Consider the following 8,461-nt stretch of genomic DNA (forward strand, 5'->3'; position numbering starts at 1 on the left):
CGTGCTACTCGGGGAGCCGCACGATCGCGGCGAGGACCTGGTCGACCGCCGCCTCGGCCAGCGCCGTCATCTCGTCATCGGTCCGGTCCTGGATCGGATGAGGGACGAACACCCGGGCGGGATCGAAGCCGAGGGCGCTGGCCTGGGTCGCGGCGGCCGTGACGAACTCGGTCGAGGCGACGAACACCCCCGGTAGGCCCCGAGCCTCCAGGTCGGCGATGTCGTGCACACTGCACGACGTGCAGCTGCCTCAGTCGGCGAGCGCCTCGATCACGAGATCGCACTTGGTGGTGATCTCGTGCCGCAGGTCGACCGGCGCGACCTTGGCGAAGGTCGGCTTTCGATAGCGCGCGACACGGAGACCGGGGACCCGTGACTTCAGCGCCAACTCCAGGGCGTTCAGGAAGACATCGCCCCGCGGCTTCGAGATGTCCAGCAGCCCGACCGTCAGGCCCTCCAACGACGACGGCCGAGCCACCCGGGGCCGGGTCGTGGGGCGACGCTCGCCGGTCGGGTCCAGCAGCACGGTGCCGGCGTCGGTTGTCATACCCCTACCTCCCGGGTCACGGCCTGGCTGCCGCCGGGCCCGTTGATCCAGCTCCCAATGATGGACGAGAACAGACCGGCCCGCCCACCGGCGTGAACGAACCACAGCCCGTCGGGGCGGAACTTCGGGATGGCGGCCTCCTCCAGACCCTCCGGCAGTCCCTCGTCACACCCACCCGCGCCGCGGACGAGCTCGGCCCCCGGGACGGTGAGGAGCTCGAGCAGCTCCTCGCGGAGCCTGGCCTTGGTCCACGCCGCCTCGCGAAAGACCCGAGCGTGCTCGGGGCTCACCACCAGCATGGCGTCGAGGCCGATCGCCAGCTTGTGGTGGCCGACGGTCCGCAGGCTCCCAGCGAACGACCGGGCGAGAGACTCAGGCGTCCGCGAGAGCTGATCGATGACCCCGCGAGGGCCCTCGCCGGCGTACAGCGTCACCGCCGATACACCCGGAGCGATCCCACGCTCGACCGACAACGGCTCCCAGGGAGATCCCTCCTCGTCCTCGGCGAAGCAGAAGGTGTACTTCCCCGGGTTTCCGAGCGTCGCCCGGTCGACGCCGCCGGGCACCCCACCACCGACGTTGCGCACGATCAGCTGGAGGGCCCGACCGATAGTGGCGTTGGCTCTGTTGCCCTGCCCCAGGACGTTGGCGCCCGAGTTCATGCCGATCGCCTGACGGACCGGACCGTTCACGATGACGACCGGTCCCGAGAAGTGCGTCGTGGCCAGGAGCCCGTGCCCGTTGAACTCATCGGTGCACGTGGCCTCGATCGCCCCCAGCACGAGCGGCAGGTACTCGGGTCGGCAGCCGGCCATGACTGCATTGATCGCCGCCTTCTCCACCGTGCACTCGACCAGATCCGGAGGAACGATCGCCACGACCTCGTCGGCGGCCCGTCGGGTCCCTTCGAGCATGCGCAGCACCCTGGCCTCGGTGGCCGCGACGACGGGAAGCCCATCGGTCCATCCCCGTTCGAACGCCGCCTCGGCCTCGTCCTCCGACGAGCCCAGCGCCACCCGGCGGGACCGTAGCCGACCCGTCGCGAATCGGAGGGCGAGGTCGTCGGCCGTGTCGGGGTCGGCGGTGCGCGACCCACAACCGGGTCGGAGCTCGGGGAGATCAGGGCCGAGCCCGGCGACGCCAGTGAGCTCCTCCCAGCGCGGCCTGTGCCAGCCCTCCGTCCTTGCCGTCTCGACGCCCCCTTCGACGCGCAGGACGGTAGGTACGGTCACGAGGTCGAGGTCCCACGACACCCGCAGCTCGGTGTCGTCCACGACGTCGGGAAGCTCCTTTGGGAACGCGGGATCGTCCTGGGTGTACACCGTCAGGGGCACGCCGGCGCCTTGCAGCTGCACCAGGACCGGCGCGATGGACACGCACGTCTCGCATTCGTGCTTGACCACGGCCACGATGCCGTCAGGGACGCCCGGCGGTATCCGAGTACGCGTCACTCCAACAGGTTAGAGCTGGCGAGGGCGCGCCACTCCTCGAGCGGGAGCCGGGCGGGATCCTCGGTCAGGACCTGCACCGCCACGTGATCGGCGCCCGCCTCCAGATGCTGGCCTACCCGAGCCGACACCTGCTCGAGCGGGCCCCAGGCGACCAGAGCGTCGACCAGCCGGTCGCTGCCCGCGTCGGCGAGATCGTCCTCGCCGTAGCCGAGACGGGCGAGGTTGCGGCGGTAGTTCGCCAGCCGCAGATACGTGCCCAGATGGGCTCGAGCGATGCGGCGGGCCCGCTCGGGCTCCGATTCGAGCACGACCGCGACCTCGGGACACAGCAGCGCCGCGGGCCCGAGGATCTGGCGCGCCCGACTGGTGTGCTCCGCAGGCACCAGGTAGGGGTGGGCGCCGTCTGCACGCTCGGCTGCGAGGTCGAGCATCCGCGGACCGAGGGCCGCCAGCACCCGCACCGTGTCCGCTGCCTCGAGCGCCGGGGCGTCGTAGTGCGCCCGGTCCATGGCGTCGAGATAGGCGCGCATGGCGTCGATCGGCCGCTCGTAGCGATGCCCTCTCGGCGAGACCAGCGGGTCGTGGCTGACTCCCACGCCGAGGAGGAACCTCCCGCCCCAAGCCTCGCTGAGCGTCCGCTGCCCGGCCGCCATGGCCATCGGGTCGCGTACCCAGATGTTGGCGATGCCGGTCGCCACGACCAACCGGGTGCTTGCAGATAACAGAAGGGCGCTGTTGGCAAACGCTTCACGCCGGGCGGCCTCACCGACCCACAGCGTTCCGTAACCGAGGTGCTCGATCTCGGCGACCGCCCGCCGAACGACGGCAGCCGGCTGCCGGTCGAGCGCCGAGGTCCAGATACCGATGCGTCCCAGCTCCACGTCGCGACTCTAGGCGTGGCCGCCTCTTACAGCCGCTCCAGGAGCTGCGCGGCGTTGGTGACGGCGTTGTCGCCGTGCATGTTCCGAAAGACGACGTGCACCTCGCGGGCGTCCTTGGCGAGGCGTCGGAGGTCGGGGATCCAGGCCTCCAGCTCGCGGGGGCGGTAGCGGTAGTCGGTGAGCCCGGCAAACGAGGACCGTTCCCACCCCTCTCGGTTTCGCCCGTGGAACTTGACCACGGCGAGCTCGCTCGAGGTGGCGACGGCGAGACGGGGGATCGCCTTGTCGACGCGTTGGGGCATGTCCGCGCACACGAGCGCAATCGAGTGGTCGGCCAGAAGGGCGAGCGTCCGGTCACGCTCCTCGGGCCGGAACCAGCTCGGGTGGCGGAACTCGACGGCGATGCGGTCTGCCGCCGCCCGATCGGCGCAGTCGACCACGTACTCGCGGTTGGCGCTCCTCGACGAGAACCAGGGCGGAAACTGAAACAGGAGACAGCCCAGCTTGTTCGTCCGCCGCAGCGGGTCGACACCGTCGAGGAACCGGTCCCAGAGCTGGCTGACTCCCCGCTCGTCCAGGTGCCGCAAGTAGACGGACTCCTTGTCCGTGTCCACCTCGATGTCCCTCGGGATGGCCTGCCGTCGCGACGGATGCTGGGTAAGGAGCGCGAACGCCTTCACGTCGAAGACGAAATCCGACGGCGTCCGGCTGGCCCAGTCCCGCGCCATCACCTGGCGAGGAAGGGCGTAGTACGTGCTGTCCACCTCTACCAGTCGAAAGCGGGAGGCGTAGTGGCGCAGGCGGTCCTCAGCCGAGGTGGCGCCCTCCGGGTACCACCCCGAAGCGACCAGCGAGCGGTCTGTCCACGAGGCCGTCCCGACGACGATGCGTCCGCTCACGGTGCCATCTTCGCAGGGGCAGCCCCGCAGGCATCAAGGCCGGCCAGGACCGGCTCCTCGGCTGTCGGGATCGGCCGTTACTATCGGGATCTGCTGCGCCTGGAGGAGAACCAGCCCCAGGTGGTCGGCCGGGCCGAAGGGGGAGCTTCGTGGATCGCCTGCCGGTCCTTGACGAGGTCCTGCAGCCGCTCTTGGGTCGCGACCCCCTCGATGGTCGGGACCCTGCTCCACTCACCATCCGCACCCAGGGCCCAGGACTGGACGTCGTCGGCCAGGTTGATCTCCAGCACCTCGTCGAGCTGGCGGCGAGCCTCCTCGTCGAGCACCGGGATCATGGCCTCGACCCGGCGGTCGAGGTTGCGGCGCCTCAAGTCGGCAGACCCGATGAAGTAACGGACAGGCCGGCCAGCGCTGCCAAACCGGAAGATCCGTGAGTGCTCGAGGAACCTCCCCACGATCGAGCGCACCCGCACGGTCTCGGAGAGGCCGGGAACTCCCGGTCGTAGACAGCAGATACCCCGCACGATGAGATCGACCTGGACCTGCTCGGCAGCGGCTTCGTACAGCGCATCGATCACCTCCGGATCGTCCAGACCGTTGCACTTGATGACGATCCTGCCGTCGGGCCCAGTCAGCGTCTCGGCGCGGATCTCCTCGATCACCCGTTCTTTGATCCCACGAGGCGAGAGGATCAGGTCGTGGTACGCGGGAGGATGGCTCAGCCCGGTGAGCGAGTTGAAGAAGTCCGTCAGGTCGTTGCCGAGCTCGGGTCGGGCCGACAGGATGCCGAGGTCCTCGTACATCTTGGCCGTCTTGGGGTTGTAGTTGCCGGTCCCGACGTGGCAGTAGCGGCGGATCGAACGACCCTCGCGTCTCACCACGAGCGTCGTCTTCGAATGGGTCTTGAGGCCAACCAGCCCGTAGACCACGTGAGCTCCGGCCTCCTCCAGGACCCTGGCCCACTCGATGTTCGCCTGTTCGTCGAAGCGCGCGGTGAGCTCGACGAGCACCACGACCTGCTTGCCTCGCTCAGCGGCCCGGGTCAGCGCGGCGATGATGGAGCTGTCGCCCGAGGTCCGGTACAGGGTCTGCTTGATGGCCAGCACGCCAGGGTCGCCGGCCGCCTCGTTGAGGAGCGCTTCCACCGAGGTCGCGAACGAGTCGTAGGGATGGTGGACGAAGACGTCGCGTCGGCTGAGGATGGAGAACAGATCGACGGGCTCGTCTCCGTCCGAGCCCAGCGGTGGCCGAGTCACCGGCACCCAGGGTTCGTCCAGCAGCTCCGGTCGGTCGAGGCCGTGCAGGGCCCAGATCCCGTCGAGGCCGACGGGACCGTCGATCTGATAGGCGTCGTCAGCGCCGATGCCGAGCTCGGCGAGCAGCAGATTGACTACGTCCGGCGTGGCTTTCGACTCGATCTCCAGCCGGACGACTGGGAGGAACCGCCGTTGCCGGAGGTCCTCGCGAACCGCGGCGAGGATGTTCTCGGCCTCGTCTTCGTCGACCGTGAGATCGGCGTCACGGGTGACGCGGAAGAAGCACGGCTCCCCCACCACCATCCCGGGGAACAGCCCATCGAGGTTGGCCGCCATCACGTCCTCGAGGAAGACGAAGCGCTCGCCGTCGAGAAGCCGGATCAGGCGAGGAAGGATGGGGGGGACCTTGACCCGGGCGAAGCGGGCGTCATTTCCGTCGGGATCCCGAACGACGGTGCCCACGTTGAGCGACCGATCGGAGATGTAGGGGAACGGATGGCGGGGGTCGACCGCCAGAGGCGTGAGAATCGGCAGGATCTCCTGGTCGAACAGCTCGGCGAGGTGGCGCCGATCCGCGGCGTCGAGCGACGTCCAATCGAGCAGTGAGATGCCGGACTTCGCCAGCTCGGGCACGATCTCGCCGGTGAACATGCCCGCCTGACGGGCCACCATGGGAGCGAGCTTGGCGCGAATGGCGCCCAGCTGCTGGGTCGGGGTGCGACCGTCGAGCGAACGAGACGGTAGGTCGGCGCTCACCTGGCGCTTGAGCCCCGCCACCTGGACCTGGAAGAACTCGTCGATGCGCTCGCTGAACAGGGCGAGGAACTTCACCCGTTCGAGGAGCGGGACCGACTGCTCCTCAGCCAAGTCGAGGAGACGATTGTTGAAATCGAGCTCGGAGATCTGGCGGCTCAGATAGCGAGCATCCCCCTCCGGCGCCTCGTCGGTGCTGGCCTGAGTTTCTTCAACCGCGACATCGTCCGTCATCACGCCTCCGCCTGTTCGGACGGCCAGTGCCACTCGTGCCATGCCCTCGACGGTTGACCGACCCGGCCTTGGTCCAGTATGCCTCGACGGCTCGTCTCGTGGTAGCGAGCTCGGTGCTGGGCGACCGAGGCGCCAACTTTCCAGCGGCGAGGTACCCTCGGCAGTGTCCGGGGGGAGGTGACCGTGGCCGAAGAGATAGGCGAGCCGGATCTGCCCACCAGCCCCGAGCTCGACGCGATCGTGCTCGAGCACGCGTACAACGGGGTCCGTCTGCAGCTGGTGCTCCGCGGCCTGTTGGTGGTCTTCGTTGTGCTGACGATCGCGATCGTCCCGCCGGAGCACCACGCCCTGGCGTCATACATCGTCGTCTCCATCTACGGCGTGTGGGCGATCGGCGTCACCGTGTGGAGTGAGCGGGGTGGCCCTGCTCCGGTGCGATTCGTCTGGCTGGCGCTGTTCGTGGACGTCCTGACGCTCGGTGGCCTCACCGTGCTGGCCGGGGTGGCGGCGAGCCAGAGCTGGACGGCGGACGTTCTCATCAACGGCTTCTTCATCATCCCGCTGCTGGCGGCCACCCAGCTGAAGCCGCGTGTGTGCGCAGCCGTCGTCGTGCCGACCGTCGCCGTGTACCTTGCCGTGAGCGTGGTCACCCAATCGTCGAACGGGGAGCCCTGGTCGTCGATCCTCCTTCGCACCTCCGTCCTGGCGGGCCTCGCAGCCGGTTGCATCGCCCTCACCCGCATCCAACAGTCGCGCGTGGCGACGATCGGCCGGCTGGTCGGGGATCGCACCAGCCTGCTCTCGGAGGTGATCACGACTGAGGTTCGAGAGCGTCGACAGCTGGCCGAGCATCTCCATGACGGCGCGCTGCAGTACGTCTTGGCGGCCCGTCACGACGTCGAAGACGTCCAGACCGACCCCGCGGCGATCGACCGTCTCGACCTGGCCCTCACCGAGTCGGCGCGTCTGCTCCGGTCGACCGTCGCCGAGCTGCACCCCGCCGTGCTCGATCGGTTGGGCCTGGCCCAGGCGCTCCGCGACCTGGCAAGGACCACGGAGGCCCGCGGCGGTTTCGCCGTCACACTCGAGCTGGACGGCTGGGAGGAAGACGTGCGAAGCCCGGCCGACGGACTTCTTTACGCGACCGCTCGAGAGCTGCTCAGCAACGTGGTCAAGCACGCCGAGGCGAGCGCCGTGCACATCAACCTCGCCCTCTCGGGCGACCTCGCCCATCTGGTGATCGCCGACGATGGGCGCGGGATCTCAGACGGTGCCGTGGAAACGAGCCTCGATCGCGGCCACATCGGGCTGGCGTCGCACCGGGTGCGGCTCGAAGCAGCTGGTGGCGGCCTCAGCATGACCGGTGCAACCCCATCGGGCACGATCATCACGGTCGACGTGCCGTGCTCACCGACCGAGGCCAACGGGCCCGCGTAGAGACTCCCGGCTCGACGCGCCTACTTCAGGAATCCGCGTCGCATCGCCTCGGCGACCGCCGCGGTCCGGTCAGAGACACCGAGCTTCTCGTACAGATGTTGGGCGTGGGTCCTGATCGTGCTCACCCCCAGATTCAGCTCGGCGGCGACCTGCGGGATGGACCGGCCCCTCGCGAACCCCTGCAACACCTCGAGCTCCTGGTCGCTCGGTGCGGACGTCTCGTTCCGGGCGCGATGCCGGATCTCGCTTGCGAGCTCGGCTGCCAGCTCGGGGGGGAGGACGGTCTGGCCATCCGCAGCCCTCAGCACTGCGTCGACGATCTCCTTGCGGCGGGCGTCTTTCGAGAGGTATCCGGCCGCGCCCTCTTCCAGCGCCCGGAACACGACAGCACTATCGGCGACGGCCGACAGCAGCACCACCCTGGTGGGCAGGTCTTCGTCGACGACAGCGTGCACAAGGTCCAGCCCATCCATCTCGGGCATCTGGTAGTCCACGAGGGCCACGGTGGGCCGCTCCCGCCTGATCACCTCCAAGGCGTCGGCGCCGTTCTCGGCCTCGCCAACGACGTCGATCCGCCCGCTCTCGCTCAGGCCGCGGGTGACACCATCTCGGAAGAACGGATGATCGTCGACCACGACGGCCCTCACCAGGCTCTGGCCCGGCGCCTGCGCTGCTTGGTCGTTCCCGCCGCCGCTCTCGGCGGTTCGCCTCGGCAGGACGACCGTCGACAGCGACGTGTCCGCCGCCGCGGCGGCATTCGGCGTAGGAAGAGCCCGGCTCATATCGTCCGCGGAGCTGAAGCGGCGCCCAGGATCCTTCTCGAGCGACCTCAAGACGAGAGTGTCCAGCGCCGGCGGCACTTCGGGCCGCTCTGTCCGCAGGGAGCGAGGTGTTGCTTGGAGGTGCTGGGCGATCACCCCTACGGGCACCTCAGCCTCGAAGGGCGGATGACCCGCCAGACACTCGTAGAGGACGCACCCGAGCGAGTAGAGGTCCGTCGCCG

Annotated in this window: 7 protein-coding genes; 1 reads left to right on the plus strand and 6 read right to left on the minus strand. The window is 69.0% G+C overall.

What is annotated here, in order from left to right:
• Nucleotides 1-4: 4 nt before the first annotated feature.
• The 5 genes from VGF64_05345 to ppk1 form a co-directional block, all read right to left on the minus strand.
• Nucleotides 5-547 carry a UGSC family (seleno)protein gene (locus VGF64_05345; protein ID HEY1634162.1) on the minus strand — a complete coding sequence of 181 codons (543 nt, stop codon included), beginning with the start codon at nucleotides 545-547 and terminating at the stop codon, nucleotides 5-7.
• The gene (locus VGF64_05350; protein HEY1634163.1) at nucleotides 544-1,998 is read right to left on the minus strand and encodes a thioredoxin; all 1,455 of its coding nucleotides are present in this window, start codon (nucleotides 1,996-1,998) and stop codon (nucleotides 544-546) included. Before VGF64_05350 ends, VGF64_05345 begins: the two co-directional genes overlap by 4 nt.
• Nucleotides 1,995-2,879 (minus strand): LLM class F420-dependent oxidoreductase, encoded by an 885-nt coding sequence (locus tag VGF64_05355; protein ID HEY1634164.1) that lies wholly within the window; start codon nucleotides 2,877-2,879, stop codon nucleotides 1,995-1,997. Before VGF64_05355 ends, VGF64_05350 begins: the two co-directional genes overlap by 4 nt.
• 26 nt (nucleotides 2,880-2,905) lie before the next feature.
• Nucleotides 2,906-3,778, minus strand: coding sequence for a DUF72 domain-containing protein (locus VGF64_05360; protein HEY1634165.1), 873 nt, complete (start codon nucleotides 3,776-3,778; stop codon nucleotides 2,906-2,908).
• An 80-nt stretch (nucleotides 3,779-3,858) separates the two neighbouring features.
• A complete protein-coding gene (gene ppk1 / locus VGF64_05365; protein HEY1634166.1) occupies nucleotides 3,859-6,021 on the minus strand; it encodes a polyphosphate kinase 1 in 2,163 nt (720 codons plus the stop codon).
• Nucleotides 6,022-6,204: 183 nt separating this feature from the next.
• Here ppk1 and VGF64_05370 point away from each other — a divergent pair, with 183 nt between their 5' ends.
• The gene (locus VGF64_05370) at nucleotides 6,205-7,458 is read left to right on the plus strand and encodes an ATP-binding protein (protein HEY1634167.1); all 1,254 of its coding nucleotides are present in this window, start codon (nucleotides 6,205-6,207) and stop codon (nucleotides 7,456-7,458) included.
• 20 nt (nucleotides 7,459-7,478) lie between these two features.
• Here VGF64_05370 and VGF64_05375 read toward each other — a convergent pair.
• The coding region (locus VGF64_05375; protein HEY1634168.1) for a response regulator at nucleotides 7,479-8,461 on the minus strand (983 nt) is incomplete at its 5' end.

Source organism: Acidimicrobiales bacterium (genome assembly GCA_036491125.1).
Classification (GTDB): Bacteria; Actinomycetota; Acidimicrobiia; order Acidimicrobiales; family AC-9; genus AC-9.

Excerpts from the sequence above, each read along its gene's own strand:
- ppk1 (HEY1634166.1), bottom strand. The coding sequence starts at position 6,021 with ATGACGGACGATGTCGCGGTTGAAGAAACTCAGGCCAGCACCGACGAG.